21 protein-coding genes and 1 tRNA gene are annotated in these 21,594 nt (G+C 63.2%); 8 read left to right on the forward strand and 14 right to left on the reverse strand.

Annotated features, from left to right (window positions below; translation table 11 throughout):
• Positions 1–12: 12 nt before the first annotated feature.
• The 8 genes from ACVIN2_RS23230 to rpmH all read right to left on the reverse strand — a co-directional run bounded on the left by ACVIN2_RS23230 (position 13) and on the right by rpmH (position 6,706).
• Entirely contained in the window at positions 13–705 is a 693-nt protein-coding gene (locus ACVIN2_RS23230) for a pyrimidine 5'-nucleotidase (RefSeq protein WP_456767323.1), read from the reverse strand.
• Between the two features lie 193 nt (positions 706–898).
• Positions 899–1,885, reverse strand: coding sequence for a DUF1036 domain-containing protein (locus tag ACVIN2_RS23235; protein ID WP_456769788.1), 987 nt, complete (start codon positions 1,883–1,885; stop codon positions 899–901).
• A 155-nt stretch (positions 1,886–2,040) separates the two neighbouring features.
• Positions 2,041–2,928, reverse strand: coding sequence for an acetylglutamate kinase (gene argB / locus ACVIN2_RS23240; RefSeq protein ID WP_007597683.1), 888 nt, complete (start codon positions 2,926–2,928; stop codon positions 2,041–2,043).
• Positions 2,929–3,089: 161 nt separating this feature from the next.
• Positions 3,090–3,461: a DUF423 domain-containing protein gene (locus tag ACVIN2_RS23245; protein ID WP_456767324.1), complete on the reverse strand. Its 372-nt coding sequence runs from the start codon at positions 3,459–3,461 to the stop codon at positions 3,090–3,092.
• Positions 3,461–4,114 (reverse strand): ribosome biogenesis GTP-binding protein YihA/YsxC, encoded by a 654-nt coding sequence (gene yihA / locus ACVIN2_RS23250; protein ID WP_027514321.1) that lies wholly within the window; start codon positions 4,112–4,114, stop codon positions 3,461–3,463. Before yihA ends, ACVIN2_RS23245 begins: the two co-directional genes overlap by 1 nt.
• A gap of 113 nt (positions 4,115–4,227) precedes the next feature.
• On the reverse strand, positions 4,228–6,102 hold the full coding sequence (gene yidC, locus ACVIN2_RS23255) for a membrane protein insertase YidC (protein ID WP_456769789.1): 1,875 nt from the start codon (positions 6,100–6,102) through the stop codon (positions 4,228–4,230).
• Positions 6,103–6,115: 13 nt separating this feature from the next.
• The gene (rnpA, locus tag ACVIN2_RS23260) at positions 6,116–6,544 is read right to left on the reverse strand and encodes a ribonuclease P protein component (RefSeq protein WP_456767325.1); all 429 of its coding nucleotides are present in this window, start codon (positions 6,542–6,544) and stop codon (positions 6,116–6,118) included.
• 27 nt (positions 6,545–6,571) lie between these two features.
• Positions 6,572–6,706, reverse strand: a complete 135-nt coding sequence (rpmH, locus tag ACVIN2_RS23265) for a 50S ribosomal protein L34 (protein ID WP_008542748.1) — start codon at positions 6,704–6,706, stop codon at positions 6,572–6,574.
• Positions 6,707–7,090: 384 nt separating this feature from the next.
• On the opposite strand from rpmH, the gene ACVIN2_RS23270 reads away from it, so the two are divergent.
• On the forward strand, positions 7,091–8,590 hold the full coding sequence (locus ACVIN2_RS23270) for an ATP-binding protein (protein WP_456767326.1): 1,500 nt from the start codon (positions 7,091–7,093) through the stop codon (positions 8,588–8,590).
• 220 nt (positions 8,591–8,810) lie between these two features.
• Positions 8,811–8,887: transfer RNA gene (locus ACVIN2_RS23275), tRNA-Arg, on the forward strand.
• An 85-nt stretch (positions 8,888–8,972) separates the two neighbouring features.
• Here the strand turns inward: ACVIN2_RS23275 and ACVIN2_RS23280 are convergent.
• Both ACVIN2_RS23280 and ACVIN2_RS23285 read right to left on the reverse strand, forming a co-directional pair.
• Positions 8,973–9,119, reverse strand: coding sequence for a hypothetical protein (locus ACVIN2_RS23280; RefSeq protein WP_456767327.1), 147 nt, complete (start codon positions 9,117–9,119; stop codon positions 8,973–8,975).
• 82 nt (positions 9,120–9,201) lie between these two features.
• Positions 9,202–9,426: a hypothetical protein gene (locus ACVIN2_RS23285; protein ID WP_456767328.1), complete on the reverse strand. Its 225-nt coding sequence runs from the start codon at positions 9,424–9,426 to the stop codon at positions 9,202–9,204.
• 228 nt (positions 9,427–9,654) lie between these two features.
• Here ACVIN2_RS23285 and ACVIN2_RS23290 point away from each other — a divergent pair, with 228 nt between their 5' ends.
• Entirely contained in the window at positions 9,655–10,140 is a 486-nt protein-coding gene (locus tag ACVIN2_RS23290) for a hypothetical protein (protein ID WP_007597670.1), read from the forward strand.
• A 49-nt stretch (positions 10,141–10,189) separates the two neighbouring features.
• On the opposite strand, the gene ACVIN2_RS23295 is transcribed toward ACVIN2_RS23290, so the two are convergent.
• Positions 10,190–12,484: an MHYT domain-containing protein gene (locus ACVIN2_RS23295; RefSeq protein WP_456767329.1), complete on the reverse strand. Its 2,295-nt coding sequence runs from the start codon at positions 12,482–12,484 to the stop codon at positions 10,190–10,192.
• 446 nt (positions 12,485–12,930) lie between these two features.
• On the opposite strand from ACVIN2_RS23295, the gene ACVIN2_RS23300 reads away from it, so the two are divergent.
• Positions 12,931–13,089 (forward strand): hypothetical protein, encoded by a 159-nt coding sequence (locus ACVIN2_RS23300; protein WP_247357684.1) that lies wholly within the window; start codon positions 12,931–12,933, stop codon positions 13,087–13,089.
• A 30-nt stretch (positions 13,090–13,119) separates the two neighbouring features.
• Here the strand turns inward: ACVIN2_RS23300 and ACVIN2_RS23305 are convergent, their stop codons facing one another.
• Positions 13,120–14,142, reverse strand: a complete 1,023-nt coding sequence (locus ACVIN2_RS23305) for an LLM class flavin-dependent oxidoreductase (RefSeq protein ID WP_456767330.1) — start codon at positions 14,140–14,142, stop codon at positions 13,120–13,122.
• Between the two features lie 276 nt (positions 14,143–14,418).
• Between ACVIN2_RS23305 and ACVIN2_RS23310 the strand changes: the two genes are divergently transcribed.
• Entirely contained in the window at positions 14,419–14,928 is a 510-nt protein-coding gene (locus tag ACVIN2_RS23310; protein ID WP_456767331.1) for a DUF2867 domain-containing protein, read from the forward strand.
• 819 nt (positions 14,929–15,747) lie between these two features.
• Here ACVIN2_RS23310 and ACVIN2_RS23315 read toward each other — a convergent pair.
• Complete coding sequence (locus tag ACVIN2_RS23315) at positions 15,748–16,446, reverse strand: outer membrane protein (RefSeq protein ID WP_456767332.1); 699 nt, start codon at positions 16,444–16,446, stop codon at positions 15,748–15,750.
• Positions 16,447–16,812: 366 nt separating this feature from the next.
• On the opposite strand from ACVIN2_RS23315, the gene ACVIN2_RS23320 reads away from it, so the two are divergent.
• From ACVIN2_RS23320 to ACVIN2_RS23330, 3 genes are all read left to right on the forward strand, one after another.
• Positions 16,813–17,331, forward strand: coding sequence for an AAA family ATPase (locus ACVIN2_RS23320; RefSeq protein ID WP_456767333.1), 519 nt, complete (start codon positions 16,813–16,815; stop codon positions 17,329–17,331).
• Between the two features lie 137 nt (positions 17,332–17,468).
• A complete protein-coding gene (locus ACVIN2_RS23325) occupies positions 17,469–18,002 on the forward strand; it encodes a hypothetical protein (RefSeq protein WP_456767334.1) in 534 nt (177 codons plus the stop codon).
• Between the two features lie 203 nt (positions 18,003–18,205).
• Positions 18,206–18,697: a cupin domain-containing protein gene (locus tag ACVIN2_RS23330; RefSeq protein WP_456767335.1), complete on the forward strand. Its 492-nt coding sequence runs from the start codon at positions 18,206–18,208 to the stop codon at positions 18,695–18,697.
• A 669-nt stretch (positions 18,698–19,366) separates the two neighbouring features.
• On the opposite strand, the gene ACVIN2_RS23335 is transcribed toward ACVIN2_RS23330, so the two are convergent.
• Positions 19,367–21,388: a YgiQ family radical SAM protein gene (locus ACVIN2_RS23335; RefSeq protein ID WP_456767336.1), complete on the reverse strand. Its 2,022-nt coding sequence runs from the start codon at positions 21,386–21,388 to the stop codon at positions 19,367–19,369.
• Positions 21,389–21,594: the final 206 nt, after the last annotated feature.

A 21,594-nucleotide genomic window follows, 5' to 3' on the forward strand; every position in this document is an offset into this window, starting at 1 on the left:
TTGCTGCGGGGCTCAGCCGACCGCGAGCGACTGCAAAAACCCCGCCAGATCATCGGTGACGTGGTCGACATGGGCGGCGTCACGGCCCGCCAGCTCCCAGTCCTCGCGCACGACCTCTTTCGTCCCATCCGGTATCACCAGCACGGTGGTCATGCCGAGCTCGTGCGGGACGGTGAGGTTGCGGGCGAGGTCCTCGAACATCGCGGCGCGGGTCGGATCGACCGAATGGTCGGCGAGAAACTTGCGGTAGGTCTGCGGCGCCGGCTTCGGCTCGAATTCGGCGGCGATGATGTCGAACACGCCGTCGAAATGCGTGGCAAAGCCGAGCCGCGCCAGCACCGCATCGACATGATCGACCGAACCGTTGGTCAGGATCAGCTTTCGTCCCGGCAGTTTTGCGATGGCCTCGCCCAGCGCCGGGTTCGGCTCCAGCGGCGAGTGATCGATCTTGTGGACGTAGGCGAGATAATCGTCGGCGCGGACGCCATGCAGGGTCATCATGCCGCGCATGGTGGTGCCGAAGCGCTGGTAATAATCCTTCTGGATCTTGCGCGCTTCCACCGGTGTCAGATTCAGCCAGTTGCAAACGAACTCGGTGATCCGCGCATCGACCTGCTGCCACAGATTGACGTGGTGCGGATAGAGCGTGTTGTCGAGGTCGAACACCCAGGTGTCGACATGGGCGAAGGCGCGGGGGGAGGTCATTGCGGCTCTCTATTCGCTATCGGATAGAGGCCCCAGCTTTCCGTTGTCGTCCCGGCGAAGGCCGGGACCCATACCGCGTGATCTATCAATGGGGCATCCTGATCGTCGTTCTTCGTAAAACCCAACCCTGGGGTTATGGGTCCCGGCCTTCGCCGGGACGACCATGGCGTTTGTTGCGTCATCACAAAAGCAATCACGGCATCGCAAAGCGCAGCGTCTTGCCGCCGCTCGACATGTCCACCGCGCCAAAGCCCGTCGCCGCAAAACCGCGCGCGCCGCAGTCGGTCTGCTCGTTGGTTTCGAACTTGGTCTCGCGCGTGCAAAGCTGCTTGTCGCCGCCCCAGTTCAGCGGCTTGTCCTTCAGCTTGACGATTCGGTTGTCGGCGTCGATGGCTTCCGCGAAGCTGAAGATCTGCTTCGGCTGACCGCTGACATCAGGGTGCAGGCAGGTCTTCGGGTCGATGCGATACCAGCCGCGGCTCGTCACCGCCTTGCCGTCGTCGGTGGCGACCGCCGCCATCACCTTGTGCGCGGTGTCGTTGCACCAGGTGAGGCCGGTCGCAGACGGCGTCTGCACCGCATCGACCATGGTCTTGAAGAAGTTCGGCGACGACAGGATGTCGGACGACAATCCGCGGCTCTTCAGGAAAGCGGCCAGCGCGCCCTGCGTCTTCGGTCCGTCGACGCCGTCGATCGGCGCGGCGTCGTAACCTGCGATCACCAAGAGCCGCTGGATGCCGGCGAGGCGGGCCTGCTCGTCGTCATACTCGGAATCCTCGGCGAGATAGGCGACGAAATTGCCGTCCGCGCCTTGCGTCGGCGTGATCTGGGTGAAAGCGGCCTGGGTCTGGCCGCTGCGGCACTGTCGCGCGGCCGCGATGACGAAATTGTCCTGCGCCACGCACAGCGTGTCGCTGCCGTTCTGCGGGATCGGGGATGCGCCGTAGACGCCGAGCGCGCGGGCGTTGAGCAGGATGCGGTCGGCGGAGAGCGTGCCCTGCACCACCACGCGGCAGGTAGCGGGGTCGATCCTGAACCAGCCGCGCGTCGCGGTCGCCGCCTTGTCGTCGATGCCGATCGCGGCCTCGACGACGTAGGACATGCGGTTGCAGATCTTCAGGTCGGCGAAGGCCGGTGCGGAGGAGAACACAAACGAGACGGCCGCGGCAGGGAGCGTCATCAGGAAACGGGTGAAGCCTGAGCGACGGTGTCGCCGAGTCCTCAACTCGTCATGCCCGGGCTTGTCCCGGGCATCCACGTTCTTGGCGCGGGATAAAAGATCGTGGATAGCCGGGACAAGCCCGGCCATGACGGCTTTCTTTGGCCCGCTCTTCATCACTTGTGGATCAGCGTGCCCGTGCCGGTGTTGGTGAAGAGCTCGAGCAGCACTGCATGCTGCATCTTGCCGTCGATGATGACGACGCCCTCCACGCCCTGTTCGAGCGCGTAGATGCAGGTCTCGACCTTCGGGATCATGCCGCCGGAAATGGTGCCGTCGGCGATCAGCTTTCGCGCGTCCTTGACCGAGAGCTGCGGGATCAGCTTCTTGGACTTGTCGAGCACGCCCGGCACGTCGGTGAGCAGCAGCAGGCGCTTTGCCTTCAGCGCGCCGGCCACGGCGCCCGCGAATGTGTCGGCGTTGACGTTCAGCGTCTGGCCCTCTTTCGAGGTCGCGAGCGGTGCCAGCACCGGGATCAGCTCGTAGCCGATCAGCTGGTTGAGCAGCGTGAGATCGACTTTCTCGGGATCGCCGACGAAGCCGAGATCGACCGCCTTCTCGATGTGCGAGTCCGGATCCATGATGGTGCGCGTCGTCTTGGACGCCTTCACCATATTGGCGTCCTTGCCCGACAGCCCCACCGCCTTGCCGCCGGCCTCGTTGATGTAGCCGACGATCTGCTTGTTGACGGAGCCGGCGAGCACCATCTCGACGATCTCGATGGTGGCCGCATCGGTGATGCGCAGGCCTGCGGCGAACTCCGAGACGATGCCGAGGCGCTTGAGCATGGTCGCGATCTGCGGGCCGCCGCCATGCACCACCACCGGATTGATCGCGGTCTGCTCGAGCAGCACGATATCGCGGGCAAAATTCTTCGCGGTCTCCTCGTCGCCCATGGCATGGCCGCCATATTTGATGACGATGGTTTCCTCGTCATACTGCTGCATGTGCGGCAGCGCTTCGGACAGGATGCGGGCCTGGTCGAGCGGGGAAATTTCGGTCATGAGGCGGATCTCGCTGGCGGGATACTCGGCCGCGTTCTATCCGATTGGCGGGCGGGGCGCAAAGTGTGGCTGGCATGCCGCCGCGTAGCCCGGATGGAGCGCAGCGTAATCCGGGTTGGTGCGGCGAGCGCGGTCCCGGATTGCGCTTCGCTCCATCCGGGCTACGGACTGCGCTTCACCACCACCGCCGCGAGCGTCACCGCCAGCCAGCTCAAGATCATCACCGATCCACCGGTCGGCGCCGCGTAGGGAAACAGCGAATGGCCGGCATATTGCCGCAAGGTCAGATCGCCCGCGAACAGCGCGGCGCCGGCTGCGAAGCCGGACGCGGCGATGATGCCAATTCCGCCGTGCAGAAGGCCGCGGCCGAGCAGGGCGACGGCCGCAAGTATGGCAGTTGCATGAAACAGCAGCATGGCGCTTGCGGCGGCGAGCCGGCTCGCATCACCGCCATGCGCGGAAGCCGCGGCCAGCGCGACGCCGGCGGCGCCCATCACACCGGCAAGCCCGGTCAGCAGGCGGAATGCCGCCATTACGAGGTCCGCTCTTCCAGCAGCTTTGCGATCGCGGCGCGCAGCTCGGCCATGCCGGTTGCGCTGCGCGACGAGGTCGCGAGCACGTTCGGGAACGCGGCCGGACGCTTGGCGAGCGCGGCCTCGGTCTCGACGATGCGCGATTGGAGCTCGGCGGCCTTGATCTGGTCGGCCTTGGTCAGCACGAGCTGGTAGCTGACCGCGGAGCGATCGAGAGTCTTCAGGACTTCGAGATCGACGTCCTTGAGGCCATGCCGCGCGTCGACCAGCACGTAGACGCGCGCGAGACTGGCGCGTCCGAGCAGGAATTTGTGGATCAGCTCGGTCCAGGACGCGACCTGACTCTTCGGCGCCTTGGCATAGCCGTAGCCGGGCATGTCGACGAGGCGCAGCTCGCCTTTCCCGGGGACCTCGAAGAAGATCAGCTCCTGGGTGCGGCCCGGCGTATGCGAGGTGCGCGCGAGCGCGTTGCGGCCGGTCAGCGCGTTGATCAGGCTGGACTTGCCGACATTGGAGCGGCCGGCAAAGGCGATCTCCAGCCCCGCCATCGGCGGCAGCGTTTCAGTCGAGGGCGAAGCCCAGATGAACTGCCAGTCGCGCGTGAACAGCTTCCGCCCGACCTCGATCAGCTTCGCATCTTTGTCGTCGGTCATGCGAAAGCTTTCTGTCTGTCCGCGTCATTGCGAGCGAAGCGAAGCGATCCAGAAATGCATCCGCGGAGGGACTCTGGATTGCTTCGTCGCGTCGCTCCTCGCAATGACGACCGCTACGTCGCCTTCTTCGCGAACGTCGCCTTGAGATTGTCGAACAGCTCCACCTTCACGCCGTTGCGGCGCATGATGAAGCTCTGCTGCAGCACCGAGAGCGTGTTGTTCCAGGCCCAGTAGATCACGAGGCCCGCCGGGAAGCCCGCCAGCATGAAGGTGAAGATCAGCGGCATCCAGTTGAAGATCATCTGCTGCGTCGGATCCGGCGGCGTCGGGTTCAGCTTCATCTGGAACCACATCGTGATGCCCATGATGATCGGCCAGATGCCGAGCGCGAGGTAATGGCCGAACAGCGGCAGCGTGGTCGGATCGAACGGGATCAGCCCGAACAAGGTGAACAGATTGGTCGGGTCAGGCGCGGACAGATCCTTGATCCAGCCGAAGAACGGCGCGTGCCGCATCTCGATGGTGACGAACAGCACCTTGTAGAGCGAGAAGAACACCGGAATCTGGATCACCACCGGAAGACAGCCGGCGACCGGATTGATCTTCTCCTTGCGGTAGATCTCCATCATCTCCTGCTGCTGCTTCACCTTGTCGTCGGGGAAGCGCTCCTTCAGAGCCTGAAGCTGCGGCTGGACCGACTTCATCTTCGCCATCGAGGCGTAGGACTTGTTCGCCAAGGGGAAGAACAACAGCTTCACGATCACGGTCACGAGCAGGATCGAGATGCCGAAATTGCCGAAGAAGCGGTAGAAGAAGTCGAGGCCCAGGAACATCGGCTTGGTGATGAAGTAGAACCAGCCCCAATCGATCAACAGATCGAAATGGTTGAGGCCGAGCTCCTTGTTGTAGCCGCCATGGCCGGCGAGCGGGAAGTTGATGCCGACCACGCCGGCTTCCTTGGCGCCCGCGAACAGCCGCGCGTTCGTTGTCGTCGTGCCACCGATCGGGACCGTCTGCTCGCTTTGCAGATAGTCGGTCTGGTATCGGATCTGGGTGCCGGGTTCGGCGACGAAACGGGCCTTGAGCGTTGCCGACGTGTCGGGAAGGAGCGCAGACGCCCAATATTTGTCGGTAATACCGAGCCAGGCATTGGTGACGTTGTTGAATTCGAACCCGTGTCCGCCGTTGCCGATCGCGGGCGCTTCGCCGACAGCCTTATAGGCCTTCTCCTGCAAGCCCTGCTCGCCCAGGTAACCGATCAGGCCTTCATGCAGGATGTAGTAGCCCGAGACCTGCGGCGTGCCGTGGCGCGAGATCAGTGCGAAGGGAAAGAGTTTGACCGGCGCGTTGCCGACATTGGTCACCTCGTCCTTGATGCTGAAGAGGTAGTGGTCGTCGATCGTGACGGTGCGGCGGAAGGTGAGGCCTTCGCCATTGTCGTATTTCAGCATGACCGGCGTGGACGGCGTCAGGCTGTTGGTGCCCTCCTGCTGCCAATCGGTGGTCCGGTCGGGCACCTTTGCGCCAGCTGTTCCGGCCACCCAGCCAAATTCGGCGTAATAGGGCTCTGCGGTGCCCGACGGCGAATAGAGAATGATCGGCGGTGACTTCGGGTCGACCGTTTCGCGAAACTGCACCAGCGCAAGATCGTCGATGCGCGCGCCCTTCAAGGCAATGCTGCCGGTCAAGCGGGGCGTATCGATCTTGACGCGCGGAGAGGCGGCAATCGCCGCCTCACGGCTGACGGTCGGCTGGGCCGGTTGATTGGCGATCTGGGGAGCGGAGGGCGCGCCTGCGCTGCCGGGCTGCGGCGTGGCGCTCGGCGTCCCGGAAGCCGTCGGCTGCGGCGTGGTCTTATGCAGCTCGGCCTGCGTCTGTTGCAGGGCGCGTTGCTTCTCCATCGCCGGCATGTTGTAGAAATATTGCCAGGCGATCAGCACGAAGCCCGACAGGATGACGGCGAGGATGGTATTGCGGTTGTCGGTCATCATTCTCTCGTCATCAATCCGGTTTGCGGCTGGTCGCAGGAGCGGGGCCGGGCTTTGAGCCGTCGGTTCTTGAGTCGGTTTTTGGGCCGCGTCCCTTGTGCGTATGCCGCGTGGGCTTCGCGAACGCCATGCGCAGATCGTCGAGCATGGTGGCGAAGCCGCGCGAGAGCGCGTCCCTTCGGCCGACTAGCACATAATCATGATGGGGCTGCATCGACATCGGATCGAGCCGCTTCACCAGTTCGCGAAGCCGGCGCCGGATGCGATTGCGCTGGGGGGCGTTGCCGTTCTTTTTGGTGACGGTGAAGCCGATCCGGATCGGGCCGCTGTCCTCACGGTCAAGGCTTCGGCGGTCAAGGCTTTGCAGGACGAACGCGGGGCTATTCACCCGCGCGCCATTGGCAACGGCGAGGAAATCCGCCCGCTGCCTCAGCCGATCCATGATGAAATCCCAAAAAGGGGGTCCGGCTCAGGCGCTCAGACGCTTGCGGCCGCGGGCGCGGCGGGCGGCGAGCACCTTGCGGCCGCCGGCCGTGGCGAGACGGGCACGGAAGCCGTGACGGCGCTTGCGCACCAGTTTGCTGGGTTGATAAGTCCGCTTCACGGGTTTTTCTCCGCTGACCGGGCAATTTGCCTGTAGAATTGATGATAAAGTCCGGAAGATGCTGCCCAAAACGGGCCTTTTTCGGCCCCAAGAGAGCCGCTCCCGGCGGTCACACCGGGTCATCGCGGACAATTGGCCGGCTTATAAGCGAGCGCCTTCTTTTCGTCAACGCCGCACAAGCGCTCAATTCCGGCGAATATCGCTGTTCGTGCGGGGTTTTTAACCCTTGAGGTGGCGACTCGCCAAATCTGCGCTTACATCCGACCTTGGCAGATTGACGATCTGTAATTTGACCGCGCTGGGGGCGGGCCGCATCTTGATACGCGCCAAGACCCTTCACCCGGCGACATCTTTCATCCGGTAAAGGCAGCGAGGGCGAATTTCGTGGCAGCGACAGACCTCCAGCCGATCCAGGATGGGGATCAGCGGGACCCGCCGGCGGCGCTGCCGCGGGGGACGCGCGGGCTTGGGCTGTCCGGCAAGCTGCTGCTGCTCACCGTTCCCCTGGTGATGATCGCGGCCATCCTGCTCTACGTGCCCGCCATCGCCAATTTTTGGGTCAACCGGCTCAACGACCGCGTCGCCGCGGCCAACACGGCGGCGCTGGTGCTCGATGCCGCGCCGCTTGGCATGGTCCCCGATTCGCTCTCGCGCGAGATCCTGAAGAGCATCAACGCCCGCGCCGTCGCCATCAAGATGGGCCAGCAGCGCCGTCTGCTCGCCAGCGACAATCTGCCGGCCGCCATCGAGCACGACATCGACCTGCGCGACATGACGGCGTGGGAGGCGATCACCGGCTCGTTCCGGATGATGCTGGAGACCGGCAACCAGGCCATCCGGATCGTCGGGCCGGGCGTCGGCACCGCCCAGTTCATGGAGATCGTCACCGACGAGCTGCCGCTGCGGCAATCGATGTACCGCTTCTCCCGCAACGTCGTGGTGGTCGCGCTGATCATCGCGGTGCTGACCGCGGGCCTCGTCTATCTCGCCATGCACTATCTGTTCGTGCGCCCGATGCGGCGGCTGACCGCGAGCCTGGTCGGCTTCCACGAAAATCCCGAGAGCTCGGCGGGGATCATCGTGCCGAGCCAGCGCAGCGACGAGATCGGGGTCGCCGAGCGCGAATTGTCGGACATGCAGCGCGACCTGATGTCGATGCTGCATCAGAAGAGCCGGCTCGCCGCCCTCGGCCTCGCGGTGTCCAAGATCAACCACGATCTGCGCAATCTGCTGGCCTCGGCGCAACTCCTGTCGGACCAGCTCGCCAGCGTGCCGGATCCGCGGGTGCAGCGCTTTGCGCCAAAGCTCGTGCGCTCGCTCGAGCGCGCCATCGCCTTCTGCCAGTCGACCTTGTCTTACGGCCGCGCCCAGGAAGCCGCGCCCGACCGGCGCATGATCATGATCGAACCGGTGGTGCTGGAGGTGCGCGAGACCGCCGGCCTGGCCTCCGACGCCTCGATCTCCTGGGTCGCCGCAATCGAGCGCGGGCTCGCGGTCGACGCCGATCCCGACCAGCTGTTTCGTGTGCTGCTCAACCTCGTCCGCAATGCCGCCCAGGCGCTGGAAAGCCATGCGTCGGCCGAGGGCGGCGCGCAGCAGATCCGGATCACGGGAAAACGCGAGGGCGCGGTCGCCATCCTCGAGGTCTCCGATACCGGCCCCGGCGTGCCCCAGAGGACCCGCGATCACCTGTTCGAGGCGTTCCAGACCTCCGGCCGCCCCGGCGGCAGCGGTCTCGGCCTTGCCATCGCCGCCGAGCTGGTCCGCGCCCATGGCGGCGACATCCATCTGGTCGAAGGCACCATCGGCGCCACCTTCCGGATCGTCATCCCCGACCGCCCCGTGGAACTGCTCTCCGTCCGCAACGAGCGGGCGCGGGCGTAGAGCATGATCCGGAAAAGTGCGAAGCGGTTTTCCGAAAAGATCATGCTCAAACCAATAGTCGGCTCGCGGTTGAGTGCGGAAACTCTCATTTCCCAGCAAAATCTCCCCAATCCGGACCTTGCCAATCGGGGCAAGAGCGGTTAGTCAGAGCGCTCTTTCGCACCCCTCCGGCGTCGCCGGGGGCTGCCTGCGGGCCACGCCCGCACTGTCAGCGAAAAACGCGCCCGTAGCTCAGCTGGATAGAGCATCAGACTACGAATCTGAGGGTCGGACGTTCGAATCGTTCCGGGCGCGCCATTTCGGTACCGACTGTCGCCCGGTCACGCGAACCGAAGCCATCCTTCCGCGGTCAAGGCTTCCAACTCGGCGAAATAAGCCTCGTTCAGATCCCGACCAGCACCGAGCGGATCGCATGGATGGCTTCGTGACGATCGAGCCCCTCTGACATCAGCCGTTGCGCCGCGGCTCGGACCGGCAGTTCGCGATCCGCAATCTGGCTCTCGACGACGGCGTGAATAACGGCGTGCAATGTCGCGCGCGGGAGGCGGATCCGCGCACACCGATGATACTCCGTCACAAGATCGATACGATGGCGCGTAACAACGCCCGCTTTAGCGCCGCCCAACTTCCTGCGCCGCCGGATCCGAACCGAGTCCCCTGCTCGTCAGCAAACGGTTGAACTGATCGGCTGAAAAAAGCTGCCCGTCCGGAGCCGTGATCGAAACCACAAAACCATTCACCGCGTGCTTGCGGGCCAGGATCACCGCAACGATCGCGCTGTCACGGAAATCCACGGTGCGGCAGTCGTCTTTAATAGCTTCGATGATAAATGTCATTTGGCCCATGACCACAATTGGCACGCGCCAATTGCGCGCCCGGCAACTCAACCTCGTATCGGTGAAAATGATATTGCCGACAAGCCAGCTATTGACCCGATGAAACCGCGACCATACCCATATTGGGGGAAACAGCAGACCGGTCCTGCCTCACGCGCGGTGCGCCACGGATACATAGAACCGGCTTGTGGGCGTCGAACCGGACATCCGTAGAAGCGGGCACTGGCCATGGTTGGTACGACTGAAGGCGAGGACATCGCGGCGGATTTGATCCGAACCGTCTCTCGCCACTCGTTAGCCTACATGCTGTGCGCAGCCAGCGAGATGTTTCGCCACTACGATTTCGATCCGCTGGACTTGATGATCATTCATGCGGTCTTGAACGCCAACGTTCTCAAGATCATGAAGAACCCCGAACTGGACCGGCAATTTGGCAGTATCCAGGCGGTCGAGCCGGACAAGATCAAGCAGGGCGTTTCCCGTGCCGCCCTGTCCCGCTTTTTCGGTCTGCCGATAGAAACCGTCCGGCGGCGCGCCGATCGCTTGAAGAAGCAAGGCATTTTCCGCGAGACCGACCAGGGACTGATCGTAACCGAAGCCAACCAGTTCAAGTTCGGCAATAATCACGAGCTGCAGAGAACCAACATGCTCCTGGTGCGGAAATTCCTCCGTGACCTGACGGAAGCGGGCGTCGAGCTTCCCGGCGGGATTTGACGGACCATTGCCTTGAGCCTCCGAACCGGGACCGCACCGAGCGCGGCATTCATGCGCTCTTCGGCCGAAAGGCGACGATGGATCCGGTTGGCTCGTCTTCGCGCATTGCCGCTTCGACGGCCTTCGCCAACGCAGCCTGGTCGAATGGCTTTGATAAACGCGGCAGGCTGGATCGTTCGTCGCTGGGAATCTCTGCGTATCCCGTGCTCAGGAGGATGACTGTCCCGGGGCGCTCCGCGGCGACAGCGCTGGCCAGCTGCAGTCCAGTCATCCCAGGCATGGCATAGTCGGTCACGACCAGGTCGACGGTCCGCGTGCGGCGGAGCAAAGCCAGTGCCTCGTCGCCCGAGCGCGCCTCGACCACGATGTGCCCAAGGTCGTCCAACATCGCTGCCGTGTTCTCGAGCACCAGGAGGTCGTCGTCGACGACAAGCACGGAAAGCTGTCGGCTGGCCCGCGGGACGGGCGTCGGAGCTTCCGCGCGCGGGTCTGGCACCGCGGTCTCCCCGGCCATCGGCAGCCAGATTTCGGCGGTCGTGCCCTCTCCTGGTAGGCTCCTCAGAGCGAGCTTGCCGCCGGACTGCTCGGCAAGTCCGTGGACCATTGACAGGCCGAGTCCGGTGCCTTTGCCGACCCCCTTGGTTGTAAAGAACGGCTCCTGGGCGTGCCTGAGGGTCTCGTCATCCATGCCGCAGCCGGTGTCGCTCACCGAGAGCGCAACGTAGTCGCTCGTCCGAAGGACGCCATCGCCCCGCTCTTCGCGAGCGGCAATGGTAATCAGGCCGCCGCCCGGCATCGCATCACGGGCGTTGACCGCCAGGTTGAGGACAGCCAGTTCGAGCTGGTTCGCGTCGACCCTCACCTTCGGCAGGTCCATCGGAAACAGAGTCTCGACACGAATTCCGGGCTCGAATTTCAGCAATGAGGCCATGCCGTGCACCAATTCGCGGATATCGACGACCGCCGGCCGCAGATCCTGTTTACGCGCAAACGCGAGCATACGCTGGGTCAGGGACGCGCCCCGCTGCGCGCCCAGCATCGCGTTGTCCACCAGGCGCTGGACCTTCGCATCGCCCGGCGGCAGGCGCCTCTTCAGAAGTTCGAGGCTGCCGAGAACGGCTGCGAGCAGGTTGTTGAAGTCGTGGGCCACGCCGCCGGTAAGCTGGCCGATGGTTTCCATCTTCTGCGACATCATCAGTGCTTCGCGCGCCCGATCCAGCGCATCCTGGGCCCGTCGCCTTTCGCTGACGTCGCGCAGGATCTTCGCAAAGCCGGCGATCGCGCCGCTCTCGTTCCGTACCGCAACGATCGTTGCTTCCGCCCAGAAGCGGCTGCCGTCCTTGCGGACACGCCAACCTTCGATTGCCGACTTCCCCTCCCGCTCGGCTTCGACAAGGGCGTGCGCCGGGGTCCCGGCCGCGCAATCTTCCTCGGTATGAAAGATCGTGTAGCTCGACCCTACGATGTCATCGCCATAGCCCATCAGCCGGTGCGCGCCGAGATTCCAATTGCCCACGCGCCCGTCCGGATCGAGCATGAAGATCGCGTGGTCGACGATACCTTCGACAAGGAGCCGAAAGCGTTCTTCGCTGCGCCTCAGGGTGTCGGCCTCGCGTTGAGCGCGCTCCGCGGAAGCCCTGTCATAGACGGCAGCCGCGATTCCGATGCTCAGGATCACAATGGTGATGCCGGCGAGCAGGAACGCGAGCGGCGCCTGACCGACGCCGAGATGTCCTGCCTGCCGGGCGATGGTGTTCGTCGGCAGGAACATGGCGCCTTCCATCGCGGCGTAGTGCATGCCGGAGACCGCAAGGCCCATCACCAGGCCTGCGAACAGCCGCTGGACCGCGTTGGTGTTGCGAAAGGCGAGCCAGAGCGCCACGACCGAGGCGCTGATCGCGATCAGGATCGAGAGCACGACCCATCGGGGATCGTACGCCATGAGGGCCGCCATTCGCATCGCGGCCATGCCTGTGTAGTGCATGCCGGAGATACCAAGTCCCATCGCAAAGCCGGAGGCGAGCAGCGCCCGTGGGCGTCGTCCGACGACGGCAAAGGCGGCAGCGGCGACGACGATCGGAATGACAAGCGAGAGGAGAGTCAGGAATGGATCGTACGAGATCTCGATTCCGGGCAGGCTGAAGGCCAGCATGCCGACGAAATGCATGGACCAGATGCCGCCGCCCATGGCGATCGCAGCGGCTACCAGCCAGGATCGGCGGGCCCTTCCCGAAGCAGCTCGCATTCGGGTCGCCAGGTCCAATGCCGTATAGGAGGCGAGTGCCGCGATCAGAATCGATAACGCGACCAGAACGGGATCGTGAAAAGCCGCATGATGATGCATTTCGGCCGACGCTAGCCGAACTTACGTTCGCGTTCGCGTTCCCGCAAATTGTCCTCCCCCGACGACGCCGAATCATCCTCGGCACCAAGATCGTTTCCCCCTGACAGGACCGCGCCGATGACCGGCCGCGCCATCCGTACCTCGTCAGACGAGAATCAGTTGAGAATGGTACCGCCGCGAGCCTGCATCGCAAAGATGGCAGCAAGTCGGCTGGTTCCCGCAGAAGATGCATGACGAACGGCCGCCCGTCCTACGCGAGGGCGACGTCACGCGCTGTTACGCCGGCAAGGGCGTGGTGCGCTATCAATGGTAAGATCCAGGCACGCTCGGCCGGCGGTGTGAGGTGCAGCACGCGAGATCACCTGTAATCTGCTTCACACGCAAACGCGCTCAATCACGCTAGATGGAAAAGGTCGCGCCTCCGCGCGGCCTGTTCGGAGCTGGCGATGATGGCTGCACTGGCAAAGGCGATATCCCGCGCGACGAGAACCAACGTTGATGTCGAAACTCTGAAAGTTCTCGTGATCTTCTCGGGCGCGGGCTTGCTGCTCTCTCTCGTGGCCGCAATGATCTACGGACAGGCTGCCAGCGCCGCTTTGTTTTGAAGGCGCGCTTCGCCAAGCCGACGGTTCACCTCAGCGCCACCCAAGCGCCGGCGCCACATGCGTGAGGATCGCCTCGATGGCGTGCGCGCAATAGTCGACACCGAGCTGGTTCGGGATCGTCAACAGCAACGTGTCGGCCTCGGCGATCGCCTCGTCCGCCCGGAGCTGCTCGATCAGCACATCCGGCTCCGCCGCATAGGAGCGGCCGAAGATCGCTCGGGTGCGCGGGTCGATGAAGCCAACCTGGTCCTCGCTGCCGCGCTCGCCGCCGAAATAGACCCGGTCGCGATCGTCGATCAGCGCGAAGATGCTGCGGCTGACGGACACGCGGGGCTCGCGCGGGTGGCCGGCCTCCTTCCAGGCTGCGCGATAGGTGCGGATCTGCGCGGCCTGCTGCACATGGAAGGCTTCGCCGGTCTCGTCGTTCTTCAGCGTCGAGCTCTGCAGATTCATGCCGTGCTTGGCGGCCCAGACCGCCGTCGCGTTGGAGCCGGCACCCCACCAGATCCGTTCGCGCAGGCCTTCCGCATGGGGCTCGAGCCGCAACAGTCCCGGCGGATTTGGGAACATCGGCTGTGGGTTGGGCTTTGCAAAACCTTCGCCGCGCAAGATGTCGAGAAAGACCTCGGCATGACGCCGGCCCATGTCGGCGTCGCTCTCGCCCTCGGCCGGCTGGTAGCCGAAATAGCGCCAGCCATCGATCACCTGCTCGGGCGAGCCGCGGCTGATGCCGAGCTGGAGGCGCCCGCCGGCGATGAGATCGGCAGAGCCTGCGTCCTCCGCCATGTAGAGCGGATTCTCGTAGCGCATGTCGATTACGGCCGTGCCGATCTCGATCTTGCTGGTCCTGGCGCCGACGGCGGCAAGCAGCGGAAAGGGCGAGGCGAGCTGCCGCGCGAAATGGTGCACGCGAAAATAGGCGCCGTCAGCGCCGAGTTCTTCCGCCGCAACCGCAAGCTCGATCGATTGCAGCAGCGTGTCCGCGGCCGAGCGGGTCTGCGATTGCGGCGAGGGCGTCCAGTGCCCGAAGGAGAGGAATCCGATTTTTTTCATGGAGGCAACATATGGATGACGGGAAGAGTTTGCGACACCTCGGATCGAGGAAAAAAATGGCAACATGGGAAGGCATGTACGCGTAAGTGCCGTTCCTCGAGGGGGAAGCGGACCGAAGCAGGCAACACTGCAAGCGCCCCTTTTCACCCAACTGAGACAGGTGCGCCGCAGGATTGTTGCGAATGCAGAGCGCGCGGATGTAAAAGGACTGCGGCGGCAAGATCGTCTGAAAGCCAGCTGCGCTACGCCCCTCTCCAGCATGCGGTACCTGATCCCATGACAAAAGCGCGCGCCGTACCCATGCCCAGCAGCAGCGTGCTTGCGCCGCTTTACGCGGGCGCGGACCTTTTGGACGCCTTTGCAATTCAACTGCCGGCGGGCGCCAGCGATGATGTAGAGGTGCTGGCACGCGCCGCGCTCGAGCGACAGGCGTGGTGGATTCGTGCGCTCACGCGTGTCCGCGACGTGGTGATGGCGACATTCGCTGTCAAATCGTCGCGCGCCGTCGGTCTTGCCGCGGCGGCGCGTGGGCCGGTTATCGGCTTCTTCCCGGTGCTGTCAAAGACTGCGACGGAGTTGGTCGTGGGCGCGGATGACCGGCATCTCGACTTCCGCGTCACCATTCAACTTCGCGCCGATGCAGCAAATGGGCGCGAGCTGGTCGCGGGCACGGTGGTGCATTGCCATAACCGACTGGGGCGCATCTATCTTGCGACGATAGCACCGTTTCATCGCGTGATCGTTCCGGCCAGTTTGGAACAGGCGGCAAGAGCAATGAAGAATTGAGCATGCCTTGGTGGTCGTGACCGGCTGCGGTCGACGAACGAGCCGGCTTCTGGCCCCTCGCTGACTTGCCGCGCGCAATCTGTCGAGGGCCGCTTGTGACCCAAAGCGGACTCCAGACGAGTCGCCCCTCTTGGAACGAAGAACGCCGCCCGCCGTTCAGATTTCTTTTAGGTGGGTGGATGCTCAAAGACGAGGGTTACCGGGAGTTAGCCGAAGAATACCGAGAACGCGCGAGCAACGAACAATCGACGCGTCTTGCCAATGTCCTTTATAGTGTTTGCAACGCCTATCTAGCCTTAGCGAGCCAGCTCGAGCTTCTTTCGTTGGTCGAGCGCCAGGAGAGCGCGAGGATCGCGCGCGGCGACGCTTCAAAGAACTCCTAGAGAAAATCGTCGCGGGCGTGATCTTCGAAACAGCTCTCAGCGCGATCATAGACCACGAGCGTGTCGAGCTTCGCGCGCGGGCTTACGCCTTTGACTGTCATTCATGTTACCGGCTACCGGTATCGCGTATCGTTTCGCCAGAAGTTATGCCGTCTCAGGTATGTTGGCCACTGCCGAGGTTCAGTAGCATTTCACCCTAGCCGCCTGAAGAGAACTGCAAGACGCAGCCATTTTGGTCGATCTTGCGGGATGGTCGAGCCGAGCGCGATCCGTATCACTTAAGCCGCAGCGACGGCGGCTTGTGACCCGCCGCTGACCTCAAGTAGTTTCTGGAGAGCTTGGCAAACAATGCAAGGCGCCAACTCGCGCCAGCTATTCCGGCTTAGCCGAAAGGGCCAGCCCGTATGGCTGGCCCTTAAGGATATTATGTAAGCCGTCAGTAACGAGAAGCCGACGCGGCACCCCAATTAAACCGGTAGTTCAGGCCGGCCTTGATGGTGTGCTCGTCATTGCGGAAGCCAACGGCGGTAACAACACCACCGGCGCTGGTGAAGAGAGCGTTCCGCGTGCCAAAGTCGTAGTACTGGTATTCGACCTTGCCCGACCAGTTCTGGGCGAACATGTATTCGAGACCCGCGCCTACGGTGTAGCCATCCCGACCACCACCGTTGTTGGTGAAGGTGCCGCCGCCGAAACCGTTCGTAAGGCGGGAGTCAGCCCAGGCATAACCGCCTTTGACGTACAGCAGCGCCGGACCCCAGGTGTAGCCGAGGCGACCGGTGACCGAACCGAGCCCACGGTTGACGAAGGCATTGTCATTGGTGTCGAGGAAGCTGTAGTTCGCTTCAATGCCCAGCACCCAGTTCGGCGAGAACTGATGGTCGTAACCGACCTGCACGCCGCCCATGAACACACCGTCGTTGCTGCTGGTGCCGGTGAAGCCGGGGGCCAGAATGTTGTTGCTGCCACCGAATGCGCCGCCGACGTGACCGCCGATGTAAAAGCCGGTCCAGTTGTAAATCGGCGAGGCCTCGATCGGTGGGGCTTTGGTGTAAGGACGCGCGGCCATATCAGCCGCAGATGCTGTACCCGCTAGGGCAGCGAAAGCGACAGTAGCGAGAAGGAACTTTTTCATTTCGAGTCTCTCAGGTTTAAATAACGTGTGCCAAACGCTAACCCAACTCACTGAATTTGCTGTAGCGCGCCAGACACACGTGGCCGATCTGCTTGAGGAGCGCTCTGGTCATTTGTTAATTGAGGAACCATGTTGCCCCGGAACCGGGCGTCTGAGCTACGAGTTCCGCGGTTCCGCCATCGCGAAGGACTTATCATTGTGCATTCCAAAGCCCCGGCATGATCCAGGACTTGTTGTGCCAGTTCATACTGGAAGCTCATCGTCCCGGGATGTCGCATCTTGTCCGCTAGCTGACTTGCCGCACGCAGCCGGTGGGGACCGCTGATGACCCATTGCGGACTTCCGAATGCCGGCCGATGATGTCGCATGACAAGCCGTCCACCTGTGCTGATAGTCTTTGGCGGCCTTCCCGGCACGGGCAAGACAACAGTTTCTCGGGAGCTGACCAGACGTCTCGCGGCCACGTACCTTCGTATCGATGCCGTTGAGCAGACGCTACGAACCGCAGGTCATACTGTCGGCGCGATGGGCTATGTGGTAGCCACCGCACTCGCGGCTGAAAATCTCGAGCTTGGTCGCATCGTTGTTATAGACTGCGTTAATCCAGTCCTGGCAAGCCGTGTCGGATGGCGACAGATCGCCGCTCAGAAGGTGGCATGCGTCGTTGAGATCGAAGTGGTTTGCAGCGACCCGATCTTGCATCGACAACGAGTGGAAACGCGCACCTCAGACATCAGCGGCCTCAAGCTGCCAACGTGGGCTGAGGTAGTGAACCGAGACTATGAACCGTGGGATCGAGAACACCTGGTGCTCGATACGGCCGTTAGCTCGCTCGATCACCTGCTCGAACAGGCGGAGACGTATGTTCGCGCCCAGACTGGTTAGTCTCCTCTTGGCCCATAGCTGGCCTGCCGCGAGCAGCCGGTGCAGGACCGCTTGTGACCCGAAGCGGACATGATCTGGTCTGATTCTCAAGATTGGGTTAGATCACTAACACAACCGGTCGATGCAGGATAACCGAGATGAAATCGGTCAAGATGGGTACGACCTTTCTCGCGTTGCTGAGCGCGGTCGCGGTTGGCCCGCCGCTTTCTGCGACGACGGAGAACAATACGCCCATTGTGTATTTTTTAGAGCAGACGCCTAACGACCTCATGGAAGCCCTGAGCAATTTGCCTCCCGACGCTAAGGACGTTGTCGTTGCGAAAGTTCGCTTGCAGGAGCCCGTAATATGGATGGGCGGCCGTCACTGTGAGTTCTGTACCAACGACATCTGGGCCACTCGCCTCAAAATCACCGAAGCCCTCAAAGGACGAGCTGAAGTAGGCCAAGTGCTCGATGTTTTCTTAGGGCAGCGTAGTGACCACCGAAGGTACGTTGCCCTTCCTTGTACGCCGGATCAACGCGGTCGTGAATACACCGTGACCATCTATTCAGCGGAAGATGGCAAACGTCGGCTCGCTTCATTCCCGATCAGCAAATCTCAGTATGATGGATCGTCCGTCGAGTGCCTTGCATATCAACGCGAGCGAGGGAAAGCGGGTTTTCGCGAATAGCTCGCGGGGGCCGCTTCTGGCCGGAAGGTGAAGGTAGCGACCGTGTCCGTGACGCCGGCAGTCGAGGCCAAACCGGACATCGGTAAGGCGCGGGCAAATTGACGCGAATGACCCGCAGCCGCCCTTGGCTGGCCGTCGCTCGTGGCGCAGCGTTCTGCTATTGTAGCGTTTTCATCGTTGAGTATTGGGGAATGGAGCGCGCGATGCCAAACAGCAAGGAGATCGAGGCGAAGTCGCACAAGCCGATGCCGCGAGGCTATGTGCTTGGTGCGGATGAGGGTGAACACCTGATCCATTTTCGCGATGGCGGCAACATCTTCATCAAGCTCGACCCCGTAACGGGATCTCATAGTCTTGGCCTGGGCACGCAGCAGCTACCCAAGGGCTCGGGCATTCCGGTTCACCGGCACCTCGAAAGGGATGAAGCCTTCTACGTTCTGAAGGGCAGCGGCACGGTCACCCTCAACGAGGTGCGTCATCATTGCGAAAGAGGCGGAACGATTTTCATACCCAGGGACACGTGGCATGGTTTCAGCAGTCCAGATCAGGAACTGGTTCTGCTGTGGATCATGGTGCCCCCGGGTCTCGACGGTTTCTTCCGCGAAACCTGCAGCCGACCGGGCGAACCTCGAAAGGAATTGACGCGGGAGCAGATCAACGCGATTGGTCTCAAATATGGTGCAGAATACCGATAGGCATGCTCAAGCATTTGCCCGGAGGCTGAGACGCTAGGTCGGGAGATTGGCCCTCGCTCGCCGGGCTACAAAATCGACGGACAACAGCTTTCTACCGCGCGACTCGGAGGCGGCCCGGTCGCCGTCCGTAAGCCGGTGCCGGGCCTAACCAACCGCGGGGAAGTACTTGCGCGGCGGCTAGCCGAAAATATGGTTCGGCTTCGAGGCAGAGAAAAGGTCAAGCCTTCGCTCCCATCCCGCTCGCCTGTTTACACTGGAGCGACTTCCGCTTCTGGCCCTGGCTGACCTGCCGTGCGCAGCGCATCAGGGCGCGCACCGATGCCTGCTGTGTTGAATGGATTCAGTCGGGGGGACCGATCGCTTCGGGCCTCCGCGCGGGACACGGTGTGAAGCTCGAGGTATCGATACGGAGTAGCGCTTGGGGCTCGCCCTGTCACGCGTGCCGCGACAATGGCATCCTGCGCCTGTTTTGCCCGACGAGTCAATATTTCGCCGAAACCTAATTTCTGTTTTTCCGCTATCTCGCCCGGCGGCTTCAAAGGGTTCGCAAAGCGCCTAAGCCATTGATCCCGCTCATGCCGGCTACTGTGCATGGGGTTGTTTTCGAGGTTTTTTGTTTTGGGCGGCTCGAAAGCCGCAGGCTGAACCGGACCTGGTCCGGCTCGCCCGCTACTTCATCACCCGCAGATTCTTGGTCGTGAACCGCTGCGTCTTTTCGCCGGGACGAACCGGCCGCCGCGTGCCGGCGGCCTTGCCGGTGCCGGGTGGCTGGTGCGCGGGGACCAGCTGGTCGGGGCGCGAGCCGATCAGATCGGCGCGGCCCATCTCTTTCAGGGCTTCGCGCAGCACCGGCCAATTGTCGGGGTCGTGGTAGCGCAGGAACGCCTTGTGCAGGCGGCGCTGGCGCAGGCCCTTGATCGCCTCGACCTTGTCGCTGCCGCCGCGCCGCACGCCGCGCAGCGGGTTGACGCCGGTGTGGTACATCGCGGTCGCGGTCGCCATCGGCGAGGGCAGGAAGGTCTGCACCTGATCCGCGCGGTAGCGGTTCTTCTTCAGCCACAGCGCGAGGTTCATCATGTCCTCGTCGGTCGTGCCCGGATGGGCCGCGATGAAATACGGGATCAGATAATATTTCTTGCCGGCCTGTTCGGCCGCGGCATCGAACATCCGCTTGAACTGGTTGTAGGCGCCGATGCCGGGCTTCATCATCTTGTCCAGTGGCCCGCGCTCGGTATGCTCCGGCGCGATCTTCAAATAGCCGCCGACGTGATGGGTGACGAGCTCCTTGATGTATTCGGGGCTCTCGACCGCGAGGTCGTAGCGCACGCCGGAGGCGACCATCACCTTCTTGATGCCCTTGGTCTCGCGCACTTTGCGATAGAGCCGGATCAGATCGTCATGCGAGGTGTTGAGGTTCGGGCAGATCTCGGGGAAGACGCAGGACGGCCGCCGGCACGCGGCCTCGACCTTCGGGTCCTTGCACGCCATCCGGTACATGTTGGCGGTGGGACCGCCGATGTCGGAGATCACGCCGGTGAAGCCGGGCGTCTTATCGCGGATCTTCTCGATCTCGCGCAGGATCGAGCCCTCGGAGCGGTTCTGGATGATTCGACCCTCGTGCTCGGTGATCGAGCAGAAGGTGCAGCCGCCAAAGCAGCCGCGCATGATCGTCACCGAGAATTTGATCATGTCCCACGCCGGGATCTTCGCGTCACCGTAGGATGGATGCGGAGCGCGCGCGTAGGGAAGATCGTAGACCGCGTCCATCTCCTCGCTGGTCAGCGGGATCGGCGGCGGGTTGAGCCAGAGATCGCGATCGCCGTGGCGCTGCACCAGCGGCCGCGCATTGCCGGGATTGCTCTCCCGGTGCAGCACGCGTGACGCGCGCGCATAGGCTTCCTTGTCCTGCTCGACCTGCTCCAGCGCCGGCAGCCGGATCACGGTCAAACCTTTGGTGCGCGAAGCGCCTTCGTCGGCGGAGTCGATATCGTCGGCGTGCAGTTCGTTATAGTCCTCAGGCACGCGGCGGAACAGCGCGACGCCCCTGATGTCGTCGAGCTCGCGCGGCGCCTCGCCGGCGGCCAGACGGTTCGCCACTTCGACGACGGCGCGCTCGGCATTGCCGTAGAGCAGCAGGTCCGCCTTGGCGTCGGCCAGCACCGAGCGGCGCACCTTGTCGGACCAGTAATCGTAATGCGCGATCCGGCGCAGCGACGCCTCGATGCCGCCGAGCACGACCGGGACGCCCTTGAACGCCTCGCGGCAACGCTGCGCGTAGACCACGGTGCAGCGGTCCGGCCGCTTGCCGCCTTCGCCGCCCGCGGTATAGGCATCGTCGCTGCGGATGCGGCGGTCCGCGGTGTAGCGGTTCACCATCGAATCCATGTTGCCGCCGGTGACGCCGAAGAACACTTTTGGCTTGCCCAGTGCCTTGAACGGCTCGGCCGAATGCCAGTCCGGCTGCGAGATGATGCCGACGCGAAAACCCTGCGCCTCCAGCAGGCGGCCGATGATGGCCATGCCGAAGCTGGGATGGTCGACATAGGCATCGCCCGTCACCAGCACGATGTCGCAGGCGTCCCAGCCGAGCGCATCCATCTCGGCGCGGCTCATCGGGAGGAATGGCGCCGGCTTGTGCGGGCGTGCCTGCGCCATCAGGGGCTTTTCGGCGGCGATGATCTGGATGTCCATGGTGCATACGCATAGGACTCCAGGGCGGCGAATACAACCGACAGGCCCATGAAAGATGCGGTTCCGCGGCCGGCAGCCCGGGCGTGCGACCGCGTTAACCGTTCGCGGGCGCCGCCATCAGCTGTGTATACCTTCTCGGGTCACGCGCAGGAACCAACTGCCCTCGCGAACATTCTGATGCAGGGTTTGCGCCGGGCCCGGCTGGC

The sequence above is a fragment of the Bradyrhizobium sp. USDA 3650 genome (genome assembly GCF_054057395.1).

What these genes read in the sequence shown, in the direction of transcription:
- ACVIN2_RS23230 (WP_456767323.1), bottom strand. Translation starts at nt 705, where the DNA reads ATGACCTCCCCCCGCGCCTTCGCCCATGTCGACACCTGGGTGTTCGAC.
- ACVIN2_RS23235 (WP_456769788.1), bottom strand. Translation starts at nt 1,885, where the DNA reads ATGACGCTCCCTGCCGCGGCCGTCTCGTTTGTGTTCTCCTCCGCACCG.
- argB (WP_007597683.1), bottom strand. Translation starts at nt 2,928, where the DNA reads ATGACCGAAATTTCCCCGCTCGACCAGGCCCGCATCCTGTCCGAAGCG.
- ACVIN2_RS23245 (WP_456767324.1), bottom strand. Translation starts at nt 3,461, where the DNA reads ATGGCGGCATTCCGCCTGCTGACCGGGCTTGCCGGTGTGATGGGCGCC.
- yihA (WP_027514321.1), bottom strand. Translation starts at nt 4,114, where the DNA reads ATGACCGACGACAAAGATGCGAAGCTGATCGAGGTCGGGCGGAAGCTG.
- yidC (WP_456769789.1), bottom strand. Translation starts at nt 6,102, where the DNA reads ATGACCGACAACCGCAATACCATCCTCGCCGTCATCCTGTCGGGCTTC.
- rnpA (WP_456767325.1), bottom strand. Translation starts at nt 6,544, where the DNA reads ATGGATCGGCTGAGGCAGCGGGCGGATTTCCTCGCCGTTGCCAATGGC.
- ACVIN2_RS23285 (WP_456767328.1), bottom strand. Translation starts at nt 9,426, where the DNA reads ATGACATTTATCATCGAAGCTATTAAAGACGACTGCCGCACCGTGGAT.
- ACVIN2_RS23290 (WP_007597670.1), top strand. Translation starts at nt 9,655, where the DNA reads ATGGTTGGTACGACTGAAGGCGAGGACATCGCGGCGGATTTGATCCGA.
- ACVIN2_RS23295 (WP_456767329.1), bottom strand. Translation starts at nt 12,484, where the DNA reads ATGCATCATCATGCGGCTTTTCACGATCCCGTTCTGGTCGCGTTATCG.
- ACVIN2_RS23300 (WP_247357684.1), top strand. Translation starts at nt 12,931, where the DNA reads ATGATGGCTGCACTGGCAAAGGCGATATCCCGCGCGACGAGAACCAAC.
- ACVIN2_RS23305 (WP_456767330.1), bottom strand. Translation starts at nt 14,142, where the DNA reads ATGAAAAAAATCGGATTCCTCTCCTTCGGGCACTGGACGCCCTCGCCG.
- ACVIN2_RS23310 (WP_456767331.1), top strand. Translation starts at nt 14,419, where the DNA reads ATGACAAAAGCGCGCGCCGTACCCATGCCCAGCAGCAGCGTGCTTGCG.
- ACVIN2_RS23315 (WP_456767332.1), bottom strand. Translation starts at nt 16,446, where the DNA reads ATGAAAAAGTTCCTTCTCGCTACTGTCGCTTTCGCTGCCCTAGCGGGT.
- ACVIN2_RS23320 (WP_456767333.1), top strand. Translation starts at nt 16,813, where the DNA reads ATGACAAGCCGTCCACCTGTGCTGATAGTCTTTGGCGGCCTTCCCGGC.
- ACVIN2_RS23325 (WP_456767334.1), top strand. Translation starts at nt 17,469, where the DNA reads ATGAAATCGGTCAAGATGGGTACGACCTTTCTCGCGTTGCTGAGCGCG.
- ACVIN2_RS23330 (WP_456767335.1), top strand. Translation starts at nt 18,206, where the DNA reads ATGCCAAACAGCAAGGAGATCGAGGCGAAGTCGCACAAGCCGATGCCG.
- ACVIN2_RS23335 (WP_456767336.1), bottom strand. Translation starts at nt 21,388, where the DNA reads ATGGACATCCAGATCATCGCCGCCGAAAAGCCCCTGATGGCGCAGGCA.